Source organism: Demequina maris, assembly GCF_000971155.1.
Classification (GTDB): Bacteria; Actinomycetota; Actinomycetes; order Actinomycetales; family Demequinaceae; genus Demequina; species Demequina maris.
Window position 1 is genome coordinate 201,483 of record NZ_BBLX01000001.1, and the last position, 17,441, is coordinate 218,923.

A 17,441-nucleotide genomic window follows, 5' to 3' on the forward strand; every position below is an offset into this window, starting at 1 on the left:
CCACCGGTTCTATTCGACCACGAGCACCAGGTCGCCGCCCGCGAGCGACTGCGAGCCGCCGATCACGACCCGCGTGACCGTGCCGGCCACCGAGGACGTGATGGAGGACTCCATCTTCATCGCCTCGATCACCGCGACCGTCTGGCCGGCCTCGACCTCGTCGCCCTCCGCCACGCGCGGCGTCACGAGCCCCGTGAACGGCGAGGCGATGTGGCCCGGCTTCGAGGCGTCCGCCCGCTCCCGCTCGACCACGTCCACCTTCGCGGACAGGTCGCGCACCTGGATGGGCCGGATGCCTCCGTTGTAGTTGAAGATGACCGTGCGCTCGCCGTGCGAGTCGGGCTCGCCGACCGCCTCGATGGTCGCGATGATCTTCACGCCGCGGTGCAGCTCGATCACGGCCTCCTCACCCGAGCCGACCGACAGGCCGTACAGGTAGTGGAACGTATCGATCACCGAGATGTCGCCGTACTTGTCGACCGCCTGGTCGAAGTCCTTGGCGGGCCCGGGGAACAGCAGGTGGTTGAGCCGGCGGCGACGGGCCTCGCCCGGCTCCGCGAGCACGGCGCGGTCGTCGTCCGTGAGCTCCGCCATCTTCCGCTCCACGTCGCGACCCTGGAGGGCCTTGGTGCGGAACGGCTCGGGCCAGCCGCCGGGCGGGTCGCCCAGCTCGCCTGCGAGGAAGCCGATGACCGAGTCGGGCAGGTCGTACTTGTCCGGGTTCTCCTCGAAGTCGGCCGGGTCCGCGTCGTTTGCCACGAGGTGCAGGGCGAGGTCGCCCACCACCTTGGACGAGGGCGTCACCTTCACGAGGTTGCCGAGGATGCGGTTCGCCGCCGCGTACATGTCCTCGATCGCCTCGAACTTGTCCGCGAGGCCCAGCGAGATCGCCTGCTGGCGCAGGTTGGAGAGCTGGCCGCCGGGGATCTCGTGGTGGTAGACGCGACCGGTCGGGCCCGGCAGGCCGGACTCGAACGGCGCGTAGAGGCGGCGCACCGACTCCCAGTAGGGCTCGAGGTCCTGCGCGGCCGCCAGCGACATGCCGGTGTCGCGCGTCGTGTGCTCGAGGGCCGCGATCAGCGCGGACATCGGGGGCTGCGACGTGGTGCCGGCCATGGCCGCGCTGGCGACGTCGACCGCGTCGACGCCCGCCTCCGCCGCCGCGAGGAGCGTGCCGATCTGGCCGCCCGCCGTGTCGTGCGTGTGCAGGTGGACCGGCAGGTCGAAGTTCGCACGCAGCTGCGAGACCAGGATGGCCGCGGCCGCGGGACGCAGCAGGCCCGCCATGTCCTTGATCGCGAGCATGTGCGCGCCCGCCTCGACCAGCTGCTCGGCGAGGCGCAGGTAGTAGTCGAGCGTGTACAGCTTCTCGGACGGCGAGATCATGTTGCCCGTGTAGCAGAGCGTCGCCTCCGCCACCGCGGTGCCTGTGCCGCGCACGGCCTCGATCGCCGGGCGCATCTGCTCGACGTCGTTGAGCGCGTCGAAGATGCGGAAGATGTCGATGCCGGTGGCGGCCGCCTCCTCGACGAACGCCACGGCGACCTCGTCCGGGTACGGCGTGTAGCCGACCGTGTTGCGGCCGCGCAGCAGCATCTGGATCGCGATGTTCGGCATCTTGGCCCGCAGGTCCTCGAGCCGGATCCACGGGTCCTCGGAGAGGAATCGCATCGCGACGTCGTAGGTCGCGCCGCCCCAGGCCTCCATCGACAGCAGCTCGGGCGTCATGCGGGACACGTGTCCGGCCGCCGCGAGCAGGTCGTACGTGCGGACACGGGTCGCGAGCAGCGACTGGTGCGCGTCGCGCATCGTCGTCTCGGTCACGGCGAGCGCGTTCTGCTCGCGCAGCGCGCGGGCGAAGCCCTCGGGCCCGAGCTCGAGCAGGCGCTGGCGCGAGCCCGCGGGGGGCTCGGTCGACAGGTCGATCTGCGGCAGCTTGTCCGCGGGACGCACGAAGACCTCGGCGTGCTCGCCGTGCGGGCGGTTCACCGTGGTGTGCCCCAGGAAGGCCAGCAGCTTGGTCGAGCGGTCCGGCGTGGTCGCGAGGTCGAGCAGCTCGGGGTGCGTCTCGATGAACGACGTGGTGAAGCCGCCCGTCTGGAAGTCGGGGTGCGCGAGCACGGTGCGCAGGAACTGGATGTTCGAGGTGACGCCGCGGATGCGGAACTCGGCGAGCGCGCGCAGGGCGCGGCGGTTCGCGGTCGCGAAGTCGTGGCCGCGGCACGTGAGCTTGACGAGCATCGAGTCGAAGTGGCCGGTGATCTCGTTGCCCGCCATGCCGGTCGCGCCGTCGAGGCGGATGCCGGCGCCGCCCGGGGAGCGGTAGGCGACGATGCGGCCGGTGTCGGGCAGGAAGCCGTTGGCCGGGTCCTCGGTGGTGATGCGCGTCTGGATCGCGAAGCCGCTGACGCGGATGTCCTCCTGGCGGATCCCCATGTCCTCGAGCGTCTCGCCGGCGGCGATGCGCAGCTGCGAGCTCACGAGGTCGACGCCGGTGACCTCCTCGGTCACGGTGTGCTCGACCTGGATGCGCGGGTTCATCTCGATGAACACGTGCTGGCCGGCGCGCTCGCCCTCGGTGGCGAGGAGGAACTCGACGGTGCCCGCGTTGACGTAGCCGAGGCTCTGGGCGAACTTGACGGCGTCCGCGCACAGGGCGTCGCGGATCGCGGGGTCGAGCGCAGGCGCCGGGGCGATCTCGACCACCTTCTGGTGGCGGCGCTGGAGCGAGCAGTCGCGCTCGAACAGGTGGACCACGTTGCCCTCGGCGTCGGCGAGGATCTGCACCTCGATGTGGCGCGGGCCCAGCACGGCCTGCTCGAGGAAGACGGTGGCGTCGCCGAACGCGTTCTCGGCCTCGCGCATCGCGGCCGACAGCATCTCGACGAGGTCCTCGCGGCGCTCGACGCGACGCATGCCGCGACCGCCGCCGCCGGCGACGGCCTTGACGAACACCGGGTAGCCGATCCGGTCGGCCTCGCCGACGAGGAAGTCGACGTCGCGCGACGGCTCCGACGAGTCGAGGACCGGGACGCCGGCCTCGCGGGCGGCCTTGAGCGCGGCGACCTTGTCGCCGGCCTTGGCGAGCACCTCCGGCGGCGGGCCGACGAACGTCACGCCTTCCTCGGCGCAGCGCCGGGCGAAGTCGACGTTCTCGGAGAGGAAGCCGTAGCCCGGGTAGACGGCGTCGGCGCCGGCCTGCTTGGCCACGTCGAGGATCGCGTCGATGTCGAGGTACGCCTTGACCGGGTGGCCCTTCTCACCGATCTGGTAGGACTCGTCCGCCTTGACGCGGTGCTCGGACATCCGGTCCTCGTAGGGGAACACGGCCACGGTGCCGGCGCCGTTCTCGACGGCGGCCCTGAAGGCTCGGACGGCGATCTCTGCACGGTTGGCCACGAGGACTTTGGCGAACATCTGCTTCCCTTCGTCGTTGGGGGCCATCCTGCCAGGTTTCGGGACGGCAGTCAGCCGCCGTCCACCAGGTGAGACGGGGCGTGTCGGGGCGCCGCCCCGCCCGCACGATGCGCGGGCAGGAGGGCGCGCATCGTCCCCGGGGACGATGCGGGGAGGAGGCTCAGCCGGCCTGGCTGCGGCGCGCGCGACGCTCGGCGAGATCGTCGACCGCGGAGACCCGCGCGGGGTCGTCGGCACGGTCGGCGGGCAGCGAGGACAGCGAGCCCTCGAGCTCGCGCCACACCTTGCCCAGCGCGATGCCGAACACGCCCTGGCCGCCCTGCACGAGGTCGATGACCTCGTCGTCGGACGTGCACTCGTAGACGGAGGCGCCGTCCGACATCAGCGTGATGCGGGACAGGTCCTCGACGCCGCGCTCGCGCAGGTGCTCGACCGCGCTGCGGATCTGCTGCAGCGAGACGCCCGAGTCGAGCAGGCGCTTGACGACCCGCAGCACGAGGATGTCGCGGAAGCCGTAGAGGCGCTGCGTGCCCGAGCCGGTCGCGGAGCGCACGGTGGGCTCGACCAGGCCGGTGCGGGCCCAGTAGTCGAGCTGGCGGTAGGTGATGCCGGCGGCCTTACAGGCCGTGGGACCTCGGTAGCCCGCGTTCTCGTCGAGCGGCGGGAGGCCGTCGTCGAAGAGGACCCCCTGATCGAGCCGCGGAGGTGTGCGGTGGCCGGGTCCGTCGGTCATCTGTCCTCCTAGGTTCAACCTTCACTCAAACGTTAGGGCTGGTGAGGGGCCGGGTCAACGACCGCGCGCACGTGTCGCGCGACGTCGTGCCTATCCTCCCACCTGGTGCCGCACGACGGCGGAGAATGCGGCGATCGACGCCTCGCCGAACTCCGCGGCGGCGGCCTCGGCCTCTCCCCCGCCTCGGCGGCGCAGCGGCGCGGCATGCGCCTCGGCGCGGTCCGCCTCGCGGCGGGCGGCCAGCACCAGCGTGCGCAGCGATCGCACGTCGCCGCCGGCGTTGAGGTACGCGGCCGCGGCCACGACCACGGTCAGCACGCCGGGCTCGTAGCCGTCCGGCACGGACGCGCCGACGATGCCGGCGTCCTCCAGCTCGCGCAGCGTCGCGAGGGTCACCCCGCCACGCTCGGCCACCGCCTGCGCGGTCAGGTAGTCGTCGGGCGCCTCGCCGATCTCGGTGAGGGTGACGGGCTCGTGCAGGAGCCCGGAGTCGAGCGCGTCGAGCTGCTCGCGGATGACGGTGAGCGGGCGGTAGTGGTCGCGCTGCTGGCGCAGCACGAACCTCACGCGCTCGACGTCCGCCGGCGAGTACTGCCGGTAGCCCGACGACGTCCGCTGCGGGCACACCAGTCCGTTCGCGTCGAGGAAGCGCAGCTTCGACGTGGTGAGCGTGGGGAACTGCGGCTGCACGAGGCCCAGGACGTCGCTCACGCGGAGCATCGGCTCGTGCGACAGCGCGTGCGGCCACGTGCCGACGAGCGCCGCGGGCGCCTCGCATCCCGTGGGCTCCTGCGCGACGCGTTCCGGCGCCGCCTGGGGACGTGCGGCCTGCGCCATCCGTCAGGCCTGCGAGCCGGGGTGGAACGTCAGGCGGTACTTGCCGATCTGGACCTCGTCGCCGGCCTCGAGCCTGCGCTCCGAGACGTTCTCCCGGTTGACGTACGTGCCGTTGAGCGACCCCTGGTCGCGCACGAAGAACGCGTGGCCGTCACGGATGAACTGCGCGTGCTCGCGGCTCACGGTGACGTCGTCGAGGAAGATGTCCGACTTCACCGACCGGCCGGCGGTGGTGACGTCGACGTCCAGCAGGAACCGGGCTCCGAGGTTGGGGCCATGGTGGACGATGAGCAGCGCGTGGTCCGGGCCGAGCGCCTCGACGGCGGCCTGGTCCTGCGAGCTCAGGCGGTGCGGGGCCGCCTCGTCCACGGGGGCTGCGGAGTCGAGCGACATCGTGCGCTCGACGGGGCTCTCGTCATAGGTCATGACGCCTCCTTCAGCTCGACCGTTCGCTGCTCATCCTAGGCCCGCGGGGCCCTCGGGCGACACCTCGCCACGCCCGTGCTGCGCCGCCATCCGGGCACGCAGATCCAGGACGTAGCCCACGCCCGAGTACCAGTAGAAGACCGCGGCGACGGACGCCCCGGCGATCGCGACGCCGTGGAGCACCGCCCACTCGGGGAACGCGACGCTCACGAGGTACGCCATGGGCAGGAACAGGTACAGCAGCGCGGTCGCGAGCTTGCCGACGAACGTCACCTGCGGCGACGGCACGTGGTGGTGATGCGCGATGAGCAGCACGGTGCCGACCATGATGTCGCGCGCGAGCAGCAGCGCGACGAGCCACCACGGGATGATGTCGCGGAACGCGAGCCCGAGGACCACGGCCACGGTGAGGAGCCGGTCCGCCGCGGGATCGAGCAGGCGGCCCAGACGGGTGACCTGGCCCCAGCGGCGCGCGAGGTAGCCGTCGAGGAAGTCGCTGATGCCGGCGGCGGCGAGCGCGATGATCGCCCACGTGTCCCGGTCCGCGCTCAGGAGCGCGCCGAACACCGCGATCAGCAGCAGGCGGACGCCGCTGATGGCGTTGGGGATCGTCCACACCGCGGTCGACGGGACCGGGTGGACGTGCCCATGGCGAGGGTGCTCGACGGCTTCCACGCCGCACAGTCTAGAGGGATGTCAGGACGAGGACTCCTGCTCCATCACCTTGTCGACGGTCGCCGCCGCGATCCGGGTGGCCTCATCCTCGCTCGCACCCCGCGCGAGCTCCTTCGCCTTGATCTGCTCGAACTTGTAGTGCCGGGTGTCGAGGACCTTGTCGTCGCTCATGATCCACCTCCATCGCTGGTCCAAGGGACGTCTCCAGCCTAGGCCGGGCCCGGGCGCCGCGCGAGGGCGGCGCGCGGCCTCCGTGACACGGCACGTGGCCGCCTCTAGCATGGTGGCGTGACCACCCCCGCCCTCGAGCCGCGCGACTGGGCCCTCTGGCGAGCCCTCGCGCTGATGGGACGCCGCCTCGTGGCCGGCCTCGAGCAGCGTCTCCAGGCCGAGGTGGGCATCTCCGTGCCCGACCTCGACATCCTCATGGCGCTCGACGCCGCGCCCGACGGCCGGCTGCGCGCGGGCTCGCTCGGCGAGATGCTCGGCTGGGAGAAGTCGCGGATCTCGCACCACGTGTCCCGGATGGAGGCGCGCGGGCTCGTGAAGCGCGTGACCTGCGTCGAGGACCACCGCGGCACCTGGGTGGAGATGGACGATGCGGGCCGCGGCGCGCTGGCGGACGCCCTCCCCGTCTTCGCCGCGCACCTCAAGCACGGTCTCGTCGACGTGGTGCCCGAGGACGAGGCCGAGGTGGTCGGCCGCGTGGCCCTGCGCGTCCTCGACGCGTCGCCGGCGACGAGCTGCCAGGCCGAGATCGACCGCCTCGGCGTCGAGCTGGGGCTGCGGGCCGCCGGCTACCCCTCCTGACGGCCGTGAGCCTGCCGGAATCCCTTCGCTGACCACGTACTGTTGACCTATGCCCGACCGGACGCACCGCACCGCCGACGTGGTCGTCATCGGGGCGGGCCAGGCCGGCCTCGCCGTCGCGTACCACCTCGGCCGCCGCGGCCTCATGAGCGGCCGCGAGGTGCTCGTGCTCGACCGCGGTCCGGGCCCCGGCGGGGCCTGGCAGCACCGCTGGTCGTCCCTCACGCTGGGTGGCACGCACCACCTCCATGACCTCCCCGGCATGGCGGACACCGGGCTGTCGTTCTCGACCGCGCCGGGCGACCGGCCCGCGCGGGAGGTCGTGTCCGAGTACTACGGCAGCTACGAGGAGCGCCACGGGATCGAGGTGCTGCGTCCGGTCACGGTCGCGCGCGTCGAGCGCTCCGGCGACCGCTACCGGGTGCTCGCGGCGACCGGCTCGGCGGTCGAGGAGGTCGACGCGCGTGTCGTGGTGTCGGCCACGGGCACCTGGACGAGCCCCCGCATGCCGTTCATGCCCGGGCGCGACCGCTTCCGCGGGCTGCAGGTCACGACGGCCGCGTACACCGGTGCGGCCCCCTTCGCCGGGCTGCGGGTCGCGGTCGTCGGCGGCGGCACCTCCGCGCTCACGTTCCTCGACGAGGTCGGCGACGTCGCGTCCGAGGTGCTGTGGTTCACGCGCCGCACCCCCACGTTCCACGACGAGGAGGTCGAGCTCTCCCCCGAGCGCGGCCGCGTCGCGGTGGCGATCCAGGACGAGGCGGCGCGTGCCGGGCGACCGCTGCCGTCGATCGTGTCCGTCACGGGCCTTCCGCGGTCCGGGCTCGTGCGACGCCTCGAGGCCGCCGGCAGGCTCGAGCGGCTCCCGATGTTCGCCGAGATGACCGAGACGGGCGTGATCACGCGCGAGGACGCCGAGATCCCGCTCGACGCCGTCATCTGGGCGACCGGCTTCCGCCCCGAGATCGCGCACCTGCGGCCGTTGGGCGTGGTGAACGACGCGGGCGGCATCGTCGTCGAGGACGGCCGCGTGCCCGGCGAGCCCGGGCTGTTCCTCGCGGGCTACGGCCCGCAGGCGTCGACCATCTCGTCGAACCGCGCCGCGCGCACCACGGCCAAGGCGATCGCGGACATCCTCGGCCGCTAGCGACGCACCCGGTAGCGCAGGTGCAGCACGCGGTCCCCCTGGACCGCCTCGTCCGGCCCGTCCAGGAGCTGCGGCGCGCTGACCGCCCCGAAGAAGCGCCTGCCGGAGCCGAGCACGACGGCGACGACGTCCATCCGGACCTCGTCGACCAGCCCCGCGGCGAGCGCCTGGCCGCCGACGTCGCCGGCCGCGACCTCGACGATGCGGTCGCCCGTCAGCTCTCGCGCCCGCGCCACCGCCGGCTCCACCCCCTCGACGAACTCGAACGGCGCCCCGTGATCCCAGCCGGCGGGCGCGGCCCGGTGCGTCACGACGACGACGTGGCCGACCCCGCTCGGAGGGGTGCCGTCGAAGCCGTCCGCGAGGTCGAAGGACCGGCGGCCGACGACGGTCGTGCCGATCCGGTCCCAGTAGGCCCGCGTGTAGTCGTGGGAGGCCCGCGACACCTTCAGGACGCCGCCGTCGTCCAGCGGCACGTCCCCGGACACCAGCCAGTCGAACAGCGGTCCGGGCCGGTCGTGGTCGTCGGCGATGAAGCCGTCGACCGACACCGAGCCGTACATGACCACCGTGCCCATGGGCGCTCCCCTGTCTCGGGATCCCCTCAGGCTAGCCCCGCGTGGATCGGCGGGGGCGCCCCTCTCGCCGTGCGCCTCCGCCGATCACGCGGCTCGTCTAGAGGCTGGCGACCACCGCGTCGGCCACGGGCCAGGCGGTGCCGAACCGGTGCATCGTCACCGCGACGGCCTGCTCCTTGAGGAAAGGCAGCAGCTCGACCTCCGGCGCCCCGGTCACGGCGGCGTCGTAGACGGCGAGGTCGATCCGCTGCGCGGGCGCCGCGCCGACCGCACGGACGCGTGCGCCGTCACCCGACACGCGGGCGACGAGGGCCTCCTCGGTCTCGACCGTCACCGCGAGGCCCGCGTCCTCGAGGAGCGCGCGGAAGCGCGGGGTGAGCTCGACCGCGGACGAGAGCCCGCCGGTGCCGCCCGCCCGCAGCCGCGCCGCGAGGACGCGCTGCAGCGCGGCCTTGTCGACGCCGTCCCAGCGGATCTCGGTGGTCGCCGGCGCGTAGCGGAGCGCGTTGCGCTCGGCGGCGAGGCCGCTGCGGTCCACGGCGGCACCGAAGGTGCGCGCCCAGGCCCGCTGGTCGGCGGCGGCCGCGGCGCGCACCCACGCCGGGGCGTCGTCGAGCAGCGGCAGGCGTGCGGCGACGGCCTCCTCCGTGGTCTCCGCGCGCTCCCAGCCGGTGAGCTGGACGAGGTAGGACGGGCCGCCCGCCTTCGCGGTCGGTCCGACCACCGAGCGCTTCCAGCCGCCGAAGGGCTGGCGCTGCACGATCGCGCCGGTGATGCCGCGGTCGACGTAGACGTTGCCCGCCTCGACCGTGTCCAGCCAGCGGGTGATCTCCTCGGCCTCGAGCGAGTGGAGCCCGGCGGTGAGCCCGTAGTCGACGCCGTTCTGCAGCGCGATCGCCTCGTCGAGCGTGTCCGCGGTCATGATGCCGAGCACCGGGCCGAAGCACTCGGTGAGGTGGAACCACGAGCCCGGTGCCACGCCGAGGCGCACGCCCGGCGTCCACGACCGGCCCTCGTGGTCGAGGCGGCGCGGCTCCACGAGCCACCGCTCCCCCGGCTCGAGGCTGGTGAGGGCGCGCAGCAGCTTGCCCCCAGCGGGCTCGATGACGGGCCCCATCTGCGTGGTGGGGTCGTCGGCCGGGCCGGCGTGGAGCGACCGCACGGCGTCCTCGAGCTGCGTGAGGAAGCGGCGCGAGGTCGCGACGGACCCGACCAGGATCGCGAGCGAGGCCGCCGAGCACTTCTGGCCCGCGTGGCCGAACGCGGACTGCACCACGTCGCGCACGGCGAGGTCGAGGTCGGCGCTGGGCGTCACGACGATCGCGTTCTTGCCCGACGTCTCGGCGAAGAGCCGCAGCCCGGGCGCGACGCGGTGGAACAGCGCGCCGGTCTCGTACGCGCCGGTGAGGATGACCTGGTCGACGGCCCGGTGGCCCAGCAGGGCGTCGCCCAGCCCGACCTCGATGCCGTCCGCCGAGATGTCGACGAGGCGCAGCGCGTCGCGCGGGACCCCGGCCTCCCACAGGATCTCGGCGAGCAGGGCGCCGCACCTGGCGGACTGCTCGGCCGGCTTGAGCACGACGGACGATGCGGCGGCGAGGGCCGCGAGCGTCGAGCCCGCCGGGATCGCGACCGGGAAGTTCCACGGCGGCGTCACGACGGTGACGTCGCGGGGCACGGGGCGCGCGCCCGCCAGGCGGTGGAGGTCGAGCGACCGCTCCGCGTAGTAGTGCGCGAAGTCGACGGCCTCGGAGACCTCGGGGTCCGACTGGTCGATGGTCTTGCCCGCCTCGGCCATCATCACCGCGACGAGGTCGCCGCGGCGCGCCTCGAGGGCGCGGCCCGCGGCGTGCAGGATCGCGGCGCGCTCCTCCGGCGACCGCGCCTGCCACGCGGCGGCGCCGGCCTTGGCGGCGTCGACCTCGGCGGCCACGGCCGCATCGTCCTCGACCCGGGCGGCGGCGAGCGTCGCGAGGCCCGCCTCGGTGGTGGCGGCGCGGCCATGGATGCCGCGGGCCCACGCGCGGCTCGACCCGAGGGACGGGTCGGTGTCCGCCGCGTTCGCGAACCCGGTGGTGGGCGCGGGTGCGGGGGCGGCGTCGCGGTGCGACGCGGGGACCGCATCGTCCACCCGGGCGAGCGACGCGCGGAAGCGCGCCTCCTCCCGTGCGAACGTCCGCGCGTCGTCCAGGTCGAACAGCGCGGACATGAAGTTCTCGCGGCTCGCGACCTCCTCGAGGCGTCGGACCAGGTACGCGAGGGCGACGTCGAACTCGCCGGGGTGGACCACGGGCGTGTACAGCCGCAGGGGGCCCGTGTCCTCCGCGACCGCGGCGGCGACATGCTCGCCCATGCCCAGCAGCATCTCGAAGTCGAGCCCGTCGGTCACCCCGCGCTCGCGCGCGGTGAGCAGCGCGTGCGCGATGTCGAAGAGGTTGTGCCCGGCGACGCCCAGGCGCACGCATGCGAGGCGCTCGGGCGTGAGGGCGAGGTCGAGGATGCGCTTGTAGTGCGCGTCCGACTCCTCCTTGGAGCCCCACGTCGCGAGGGGCCAGCCGTGCTGCTCGGCGTCGACGCGCTCCATCGACAGGTTCGCGCCCTTGACCAGGCGCACCTTGATGGGCGCGCCGCCGCGGGCGACGCGCGCCGCGGCCCAGTCCTGCAGGTGGCGCATCGCGCCGAGCGAGTCGGGCAGGTAGGCCTGCAGCACGATGCCCGCGGTGAGGCCCTCGAGCCCGGGCCGCTCGAGCAGCCGGGTGAAGACGGCGACCGTGAGGTCGAGGTCCCGGAACTCCTCCATGTCCAGGTTGACGAACGCGCCGTCCTTGCGGGCGGCCAGCTCGTAGAGGGGCGCCAGGCGCTCGACCACCGCGTCCACGGTGGCGTCGAAGGCCCACGGCGAGTGCGGCGCGACCGCGGCCGAGACCTTGAGCGACACGTAGTCGACGTCCGGGCGCGCGAGCAGCGCGAGGGTGCGCTCGAGGCGCCGGTCGGCCTCGGCGCCGCCGAGCACGGCCTCGCCGAGCAGGTTGAGGTTGAGGTTGCTGCCCTGCGCGCGCAGCCTCGCGAGCGCGCGGCCGAGGCGGTCCTCGGTGGCGTCGACGATGAGGTGACCGACCATCTCCCTGACCACGCGCCGGCACACGCCGACCACGAGGCTGGGGACGGCGTGGGAGGCGAGGGCGCCCGCGCGCAGCGCGATCCGCTGGTAGCCCGGCAGGAACGCGTGGTCCCGTCCGGCCATGCGCCGCAGGCTCGCCGCCGCGACCGCCGTGTCCTCGGGGCGCACGATGCCGTCGACGAAGTCGGTGAGGAACGGCAGCCCCTCGGGATCCCGCAGCATGCGCGCGAGCAGGCGCGCCGAGCCGTCGACGCGGTGCGACTGTGCGGCCTCGAGCCAGGCCCGCACCTGCGCGACGGTGTCGTCGGCGGTGTGGAGGCGCTCGGGAGCCAGGGGGGACATGGTCATGGGACTCCTTCGGTGAAGGCATCAGTGTCGGCCCGCACAACCCCACAGCACCAGCGCGCCAGACTTACGAATATCCGTAAGCGCTGCTTATGCTTTCGACATGCTCGATCTGGTCCGGCTCGTCGCCCTGCGGGAGCTCGCGCTGCGCGGCACCATCGCCGCCGCCGCCGACGCACTCGGCTACACCGCCTCGGCCGTGTCGCAGCAGCTCGCGGGCCTCGAGCGGGAGGCCGGCGTGCCGCTCACGATCCGCTCGGGACGCCGGGTGATCCTCACGCCCGCGGGCGAGCGGCTGGTCGGGCGCACCCACGAGCTGCTCGACATCATGGAGACCGCGGAGGACGAGCTCAGCGCCGCCTCGGGCCGCGTCACCGGCACGGTGCGGCTCGCGGTCTTCCAGTCCGCGGCCCTCACCCTCGTCACGGGCGCGCTGCTGCGCCTGCGGGAGTCCCACCCCGGCATCCGCGTCAAGGTCACGCAGACCGAGCCCGAGGAGGCCTTCGCCGACACGTGGGCGCGCGAGTACGACCTCGTCGTGGCCGAGGAGTACCCGCACCACTCCGCCCCGCACTACCCCGGCATCGTCCGTCGGCCGCTCGTGCGGGACGAGCTGCTGCTCGCCGTCGGCGGCGAGTGGGCCGGCGCGTCCACCGTGGCGGATCTCGCGGAGGCCGCGTGGGTGATGGAGCCCGCCGGCACGGCCACGCGCCACTTCGCCGAGCAGACGTGCCGCGTCGCCGGCTTCGAGCCCGACGTCCGCTTCGAGAGCTCCGACCTGCAGGCGCACGTGCAGCTGATCCAGAAGGGGCTCGCCGTCGCGATCCTCCCCGGCCTGATGGTCGCGTACGCGGGCATCGACGCGCGCGTGCTGCCGCTCGAGGGCGGGCCGCGGCGCACCGTGTTCACCGCGATGCGCGCGAGCTCGCGTCGCGACGCCTCGGTGGAGGCGGTGCGGGCGGCCCTCGAGGCCTCCGCCACCTGAGCAAGCGACGGTTCGCTTCGCACGGAACCGCTGGCGACACGCCGAGGATCAGGGCCGTGCAGACCGATCAGTCCGGCGTGTCGGTCCCAGATCCGTGCGGAGCGTACGGAGGTGGGGCGGGGAGGCCGCGGACCAGCAGCGTCGCGCCCGCCACCACCGCGGGCATCGCGAGCACCGCGCCGAGCGGCAGCAGGAAGATCAGGAAGGCCGTCGCGCCGAAGGCGATGACGCGCAGCCGATGCGGCCGCAGCGCCCTCACCCGGTCGCGCCGCGCCACGATCCCCCGCCTCGCCATGGGGTACGCCACCAGCTCGATCGCCAGCAGGCGCCCGCCGACGAGCGCGCCGAGCGCGAAGGCCGTCGCGGAGCCCACCACCGGCAGCAGGCCGATGCCGAGCAGCAGCAGCGACACGCCGATCGAGATCGCGAGGGTGACGAGCCCCTCGCCGATCCCGCGGACGAGCGCGGGCCACCACGGCTCGTCGGCGGGGGCATCCGCGAGCTCGGCGTCGACGCGGCGGGAGATCGCCTCGAAGAACGGCTGGCCGATCGTCAGCGTGAGCGTCGCGAACAACGCGACGGCGACCAGGGACGATGCGGCGAGCACCGCGATGGACGCGGTCACCGCGGCGACGGACGCGATCCAGCCGTCGTCGGCGCCGAGCGCCCCCGCGATGGCGCGGCCGATCGCGCCGACATTGACCGCGAGCACGCCGAGGGCGACGCCGAACGCGGTCGCGACGAGCAGGCCAGGCACCATGCCGAGGGCGAGCAGCCGCGGTGCGCGCCCCCATGCGCGCAGGCCGTCGACGACCGCGCGGACGCCGAGCGCGACCTCCCGCGCGCGGGAGGAGACGGCGCTGGCTCGAGGCATGGCGCCGATGCTAACGGCGGGGTGTCCCGGCGGCTACAGTGACGCGCAGCGCGCCCGATGGTCGGGGCGGATCCGGCGAGGAGCACCCATGCACGACCTCATCCTGCGCGACGCGCGCGTGCGCGGCCACGACGGCCCGCTCGACGTCGCGATCGACGACGGCAGGATCACGGCGCTCGGCGACGGGCTGGGCCGCGGCCGCGAGGAGCTCGCCCTCGGCGGGCGCCGGGTGGTCCCCGGGCTCTGGGACGCGCACGTGCACTTCGGCCAGTGGGCCCGCACCCGGGGCCGCCTCGACGTGTCGGGAGCCGGTTCCGTCGAGGACGCCTGCGCGACCGTGCGTGCGGCCGCGCCCGACGGCATGCTCGTCGGCTTCGGTTTCCGCTGGGCCACCTGGGCCACGCCTCCCACCGCGGCGGCGCTCGACGCCGCGCGCCCGGCGCCCACGGTGCTGCTGTCGGGGGACCTCCACACGGCGTGGGTCAACACGGCCGCGGCGCTCGCGCTGGGCTGCCGGCCGGGGCTGCTGCGGGAGGACGAGGCCTTCGCCGCCGAGGTGGCGCTCGACGCGGTGCCGCTCCCCCGGTCAGCGGTGGCCGACGCGGTCCGGGCCGCGTCGGCACGCGGGGTCGTCGGCGTGGTCGACCTCGAGTTCGCCGATACGGTCGACCAGTGGGCCGCGCGCATCGGCGCGGGGATCGACGGCCTGCGCGTCGACGCCGGCTTCTACTCGGACCTGCTCGACGCGCGGGTGGCGGCGGGCGCCCGCTCCGGCCTGGCGGTCCCCGGGACGCGCGGCCTGCTGCGGCACGGCCCGCTGAAGGTGATCGCGGACGGGTCGCTCAACACGCGCACCGCGCACTGCTGCGACCCGTACCCCGATGGCGGGGTCGGCATGCAGAACGTCGACGCGGCGGCGCTCGGCGAGCTCATGCTGCGGGCCACGGGCGCGGGCATCGCGTGCGCCATCCACGCGATCGGCGACGCGGCCAACGCGATCGCGCTCGACGCCTTCGAGGCGACGCGCGCCCGCGGCAGCATCGAGCACGCGCAGCTGCTCGCCGACGCGGACGTCGCGCGCTTCGCACGGCTCGGCGTCGTCGCGAGCGTGCAGCCGGAGCACGCGCTCGACGACCGGGACGTCGCCGATGAGCTGTGGGCCGGGCGCACCCACCGCGCATTCCCCCTGCGCGCGCTCCTCGACGCGGGCGCCACCGTGGCGCTGGGGTCGGACGCGCCCGTCGCACCGCTGGATCCCTGGATCGCGATCGCCGCCGCCGTGCGCCGCACCCGCGGCGAGCGTCCCGCGTGGCACGCCGAGCACGCGCTGACGGTCGACGAGGCGCTCGCGGCGAGCGCCCGCACCGCGCTCACGCCCGGCGCGCCCGCGGACATCGCCGTGCTCGAAGGCGACCCGTGGACCGCCGCCGGCGATGCGCTGCGGACCCTGCCCGTCGCGCTCACCCTCGTGGGCGGACGGGTGACGCACGCCGCGCTCTAGATGATCGACTCCTCGAGCGTCGCGCTCTCGAGCGAGATGTCGACGCCCGCGAGGGCCTTCGAGACCGGGCAGTTGTCCTTCGCGTCCTCGGCGAAGCGCGAGAACTCGAGCTGGTCGATGCCCGAGACCTTCGCGTGCACGGTCAGCATGCTGGACTTCACGCCCACGCCGGCCTCGAACTTGACCTCGGCCTCCACCTTGACCCAGTGCGGCGGGGTGCCGTTCTGCTCGAGCGCGAACGACAGCGCCATCGAGTAGCACGAGGCGTGCGCCGCCGCGAGCAGCTCCTCCGGCGTCGTCGCGTTCGCGCGGCCCTCCGAGCGGGCCTTCCAGTCGACCTCGAACTCCCCGTTCCCGGAGGCCAGGGTCGCCTTGCCCTGACCGGTGGTGAGCCCGCTGTACCAGTCCACACTCGCCTTGCTCGAGACCTCCATGGTCTCCTCCTTCGCCTCGATGCGCGTCCGCCGACGGGTGCCGCCGGACCGGTGTCCACCCTCCACCTCCCACGTTACGTCCCTGTTAAACCTTTGCGCGCGCTCTTGCGGGACTTCCCACGCCGATGGCACGGTCCTCTCAAGTTGGACGACCGTCCAACATGAAGGGAGGCGCCGCCATGACCCGCATGCCGGTCGAGCAGCGCCGCGCCGCGCTGGTGGAGGCCACGCTCGCGGTGGTCGAGCGCGACGGCCTCGCGGGGGCGTCGGCGCGTGCCATCGTGACCGAGGCGGGGATGCCGCTCGGCGCGCTGCACTACGCCTTCGCCTCCCTGGACGACCTGCTCGCGGCCGCGGCCGCGGCGGTCACGGAGCAGGAGCGCCTCGCGGTCCAGCACCTGCTGGCCGCGCCGGGCGCCGGCCTCGAGGACGCCCTCGCGGCCGGCCTGTCCGCCTACGTCGACCTGCTCGCCGCACGCCCCGCGCGCGAGCTCGCCTTCCTCGAGCTCACGCTCCAGGCCTCGCGGAGCCGCCTCGGGGACCCGCCCGCACCCGGCGGCTACGCGCCCGCCCTCGCGCTCATGGCCGAGCTGCTGGCCGCCGCCGCGGCCGCGGCCGGAGTGCGCTGGCGCGAGCCGGTCGACGCGCTCGCCCGCCATGCCGTCGCGATGCTCGACGGGATCACGACCACCTGGCTCGCCGACCACGACACCGACGCCGCCCATGCGACGGCCCGCTTCCTCGCACGCGCGCTCGCCGCCTGCGTCACCGCACCGGAGGGATGATGCTCACCGACACCGATCCGCGCGTCCTCGCGCACATCAACCTGTTCGCCGTGCTCGGCGCGCTCCCCGCGCTCGCGGCGCACGCCCCGGAGGCGGCCGCGATCCTCGCCGCCGTCGACCGGCCCACCGTGGTCCGTCTGCGGGTGCGCGGCATGGCCGAGACCCCCCTGCTGTTCACGGACGGCGCGATCACCGCCGGCGGCGCGGGCAAGCGCGAGGCGGTGCTCCTGCTGCGCTCCCCCGCGCACCTCAACGCCATGGTCGACGGCGCCGCGCAGCCCCTCCCCCTCACCGGCCTGGCGGGCCTGCGCTTCCTCACGCGGGTCTTCGCGCCCATGACGGACCTCCTCGGCCGCTACCTCAAGCCGTCCGACGAGGACCTCGCGGACCCCGCGTTCCGCGCGACGAGCGCCCGCCTCACGCTGCACGTCGCCATCGCCGCGGTCGCCCAGGTCGCGAACACGGACCGCTCGGGCCGGTTCTCGGCCGCGCACATCCCCGACGGTCAGATCGGGGTCGAGGTGGGCGACGGGATCGGCCTGCGCCTCCACGCGCGCGACCACGCGCTGACCTTCGATCCGGCCCCCGCCTCGTCCCCCGCCCGCGCGGCGCTCGCGTTCCGCGACCTCGACGTGGCCGGCGACGTGCTCGCCGGCCGCGCCAGCGCGCTGGCGTGCCTCAGCGACGGCCGCCTCGCCATGCGCGGCTTCATCCCCATGATCGACAACGTGAGCCGGATCCTCGACCGCGTCGGCCACTACCTCGGAGACTGA

16 protein-coding genes are annotated in these 17,441 nt (G+C 74.2%); 6 read left to right on the forward strand and 10 right to left on the reverse strand.

The genetic code is table 11. The annotated features are described in order from the left end of the window. Positions 1-9: 9 nt before the first annotated feature. The 6 genes from AOM02_RS00985 to AOM02_RS14175 all read right to left on the reverse strand — a co-directional run bounded on the left by AOM02_RS00985 (position 10) and on the right by AOM02_RS14175 (position 6,259). Complete coding sequence (locus tag AOM02_RS00985) at positions 10-3,444, reverse strand: pyruvate carboxylase (RefSeq protein WP_439645387.1); 3,435 nt, start codon at positions 3,442-3,444, stop codon at positions 10-12. Between the two features lie 133 nt (positions 3,445-3,577). Beyond that, on the reverse strand, positions 3,578-4,150 hold the full coding sequence (locus AOM02_RS00990; protein WP_062295690.1) for a MerR family transcriptional regulator: 573 nt from the start codon (positions 4,148-4,150) through the stop codon (positions 3,578-3,580). 90 nt (positions 4,151-4,240) lie between these two features. Continuing rightward, entirely contained in the window at positions 4,241-4,987 is a 747-nt protein-coding gene (ftsR, locus tag AOM02_RS00995) for a transcriptional regulator FtsR (protein ID WP_062295693.1), read from the reverse strand. Between the two features lie 3 nt (positions 4,988-4,990). Further along, entirely contained in the window at positions 4,991-5,413 is a 423-nt protein-coding gene (locus tag AOM02_RS01000; RefSeq protein WP_062295695.1) for an FHA domain-containing protein, read from the reverse strand. A 30-nt stretch (positions 5,414-5,443) separates the two neighbouring features. After that, the gene (locus AOM02_RS01005) at positions 5,444-6,088 is read right to left on the reverse strand and encodes a CDP-alcohol phosphatidyltransferase family protein (protein ID WP_062295697.1); all 645 of its coding nucleotides are present in this window, start codon (positions 6,086-6,088) and stop codon (positions 5,444-5,446) included. 21 nt (positions 6,089-6,109) lie between these two features. Continuing rightward, positions 6,110-6,259: a hypothetical protein gene (locus tag AOM02_RS14175; protein WP_156156021.1), complete on the reverse strand. Its 150-nt coding sequence runs from the start codon at positions 6,257-6,259 to the stop codon at positions 6,110-6,112. Between the two features lie 117 nt (positions 6,260-6,376). Here AOM02_RS14175 and AOM02_RS01010 point away from each other — a divergent pair, with 117 nt between their 5' ends. Next, entirely contained in the window at positions 6,377-6,898 is a 522-nt protein-coding gene (locus AOM02_RS01010; protein ID WP_062295701.1) for a MarR family winged helix-turn-helix transcriptional regulator, read from the forward strand. Positions 6,899-6,947: 49 nt separating this feature from the next. After that, positions 6,948-8,045, forward strand: coding sequence for an FAD-dependent oxidoreductase (locus AOM02_RS01015; RefSeq protein ID WP_062295703.1), 1,098 nt, complete (start codon positions 6,948-6,950; stop codon positions 8,043-8,045). Here the strand turns inward: AOM02_RS01015 and AOM02_RS01020 are convergent. After that, entirely contained in the window at positions 8,042-8,623 is a 582-nt protein-coding gene (locus tag AOM02_RS01020) for a dihydrofolate reductase family protein (protein ID WP_062295705.1), read from the reverse strand. The genes AOM02_RS01015 and AOM02_RS01020 overlap by 4 nt on opposite strands. A 97-nt stretch (positions 8,624-8,720) precedes the next feature. Then, positions 8,721-12,086 (reverse strand): bifunctional proline dehydrogenase/L-glutamate gamma-semialdehyde dehydrogenase, encoded by a 3,366-nt coding sequence (locus tag AOM02_RS01025; RefSeq protein WP_062296209.1) that lies wholly within the window; start codon positions 12,084-12,086, stop codon positions 8,721-8,723. Positions 12,087-12,192: 106 nt separating this feature from the next. Here AOM02_RS01025 and AOM02_RS01030 point away from each other — a divergent pair, with 106 nt between their 5' ends. Continuing rightward, on the forward strand, positions 12,193-13,074 hold the full coding sequence (locus AOM02_RS01030; protein ID WP_062295716.1) for a LysR family transcriptional regulator: 882 nt from the start codon (positions 12,193-12,195) through the stop codon (positions 13,072-13,074). A gap of 67 nt (positions 13,075-13,141) precedes the next feature. Here AOM02_RS01030 and AOM02_RS01035 read toward each other — a convergent pair whose 3' ends face one another. Then, the gene (locus AOM02_RS01035) at positions 13,142-13,948 is read right to left on the reverse strand and encodes an EI24 domain-containing protein (RefSeq protein ID WP_062295718.1); all 807 of its coding nucleotides are present in this window, start codon (positions 13,946-13,948) and stop codon (positions 13,142-13,144) included. Positions 13,949-14,036: 88 nt separating this feature from the next. Here AOM02_RS01035 and AOM02_RS01040 point away from each other — a divergent pair, with 88 nt between their 5' ends. Further along, positions 14,037-15,449: an amidohydrolase gene (locus AOM02_RS01040; protein ID WP_062295720.1), complete on the forward strand. Its 1,413-nt coding sequence runs from the start codon at positions 14,037-14,039 to the stop codon at positions 15,447-15,449. Here the strand turns inward: AOM02_RS01040 and AOM02_RS01045 are convergent. Then, on the reverse strand, positions 15,446-15,883 hold the full coding sequence (locus AOM02_RS01045; RefSeq protein WP_062295722.1) for an OsmC family peroxiredoxin: 438 nt from the start codon (positions 15,881-15,883) through the stop codon (positions 15,446-15,448). The genes AOM02_RS01040 and AOM02_RS01045 overlap by 4 nt on opposite strands. A gap of 179 nt (positions 15,884-16,062) precedes the next feature. On the opposite strand from AOM02_RS01045, the gene AOM02_RS01050 reads away from it, so the two are divergent. Then, entirely contained in the window at positions 16,063-16,668 is a 606-nt protein-coding gene (locus AOM02_RS01050; protein WP_062295724.1) for a TetR/AcrR family transcriptional regulator, read from the forward strand. Beyond that, positions 16,665-17,441 carry a hypothetical protein gene (locus tag AOM02_RS01055; protein WP_228373744.1) on the forward strand — a complete coding sequence of 259 codons (777 nt, stop codon included), beginning with the start codon at positions 16,665-16,667 and terminating at the stop codon, positions 17,439-17,441. The genes AOM02_RS01050 and AOM02_RS01055 overlap by 4 nt, the downstream gene beginning before the upstream one ends.

Bases quoted from the DNA above. Each gene is read 5' to 3' on its own strand.
- AOM02_RS00985 (WP_439645387.1), bottom strand. From the start codon at position 3,444: ATGGCCCCCAACGACGAAGGGAAGCAGATGTTCGCCAAAGTCCTCGTG.
- AOM02_RS01015 (WP_062295703.1), top strand. From the start codon at position 6,948: ATGCCCGACCGGACGCACCGCACCGCCGACGTGGTCGTCATCGGGGCG.
- AOM02_RS01030 (WP_062295716.1), top strand. From the start codon at position 12,193: ATGCTCGATCTGGTCCGGCTCGTCGCCCTGCGGGAGCTCGCGCTGCGC.
- AOM02_RS01020 (WP_062295705.1), bottom strand. From the start codon at position 8,623: ATGGGCACGGTGGTCATGTACGGCTCGGTGTCGGTCGACGGCTTCATC.
- AOM02_RS01025 (WP_062296209.1), bottom strand. From the start codon at position 12,086: ATGTCCCCCCTGGCTCCCGAGCGCCTCCACACCGCCGACGACACCGTC.
- AOM02_RS00990 (WP_062295690.1), bottom strand. From the start codon at position 4,150: ATGACCGACGGACCCGGCCACCGCACACCTCCGCGGCTCGATCAGGGG.
- ftsR (WP_062295693.1), bottom strand. From the start codon at position 4,987: ATGGCGCAGGCCGCACGTCCCCAGGCGGCGCCGGAACGCGTCGCGCAG.
- AOM02_RS01035 (WP_062295718.1), bottom strand. From the start codon at position 13,948: ATGCCTCGAGCCAGCGCCGTCTCCTCCCGCGCGCGGGAGGTCGCGCTC.
- AOM02_RS01040 (WP_062295720.1), top strand. From the start codon at position 14,037: ATGCACGACCTCATCCTGCGCGACGCGCGCGTGCGCGGCCACGACGGC.
- AOM02_RS01050 (WP_062295724.1), top strand. From the start codon at position 16,063: ATGACCCGCATGCCGGTCGAGCAGCGCCGCGCCGCGCTGGTGGAGGCC.
- AOM02_RS01000 (WP_062295695.1), bottom strand. From the start codon at position 5,413: ATGACCTATGACGAGAGCCCCGTCGAGCGCACGATGTCGCTCGACTCC.
- AOM02_RS01055 (WP_228373744.1), top strand. From the start codon at position 16,665: ATGATGCTCACCGACACCGATCCGCGCGTCCTCGCGCACATCAACCTG.
- AOM02_RS14175 (WP_156156021.1), bottom strand. From the start codon at position 6,259: ATGAGCGACGACAAGGTCCTCGACACCCGGCACTACAAGTTCGAGCAG.
- AOM02_RS01045 (WP_062295722.1), bottom strand. From the start codon at position 15,883: ATGGAGGTCTCGAGCAAGGCGAGTGTGGACTGGTACAGCGGGCTCACC.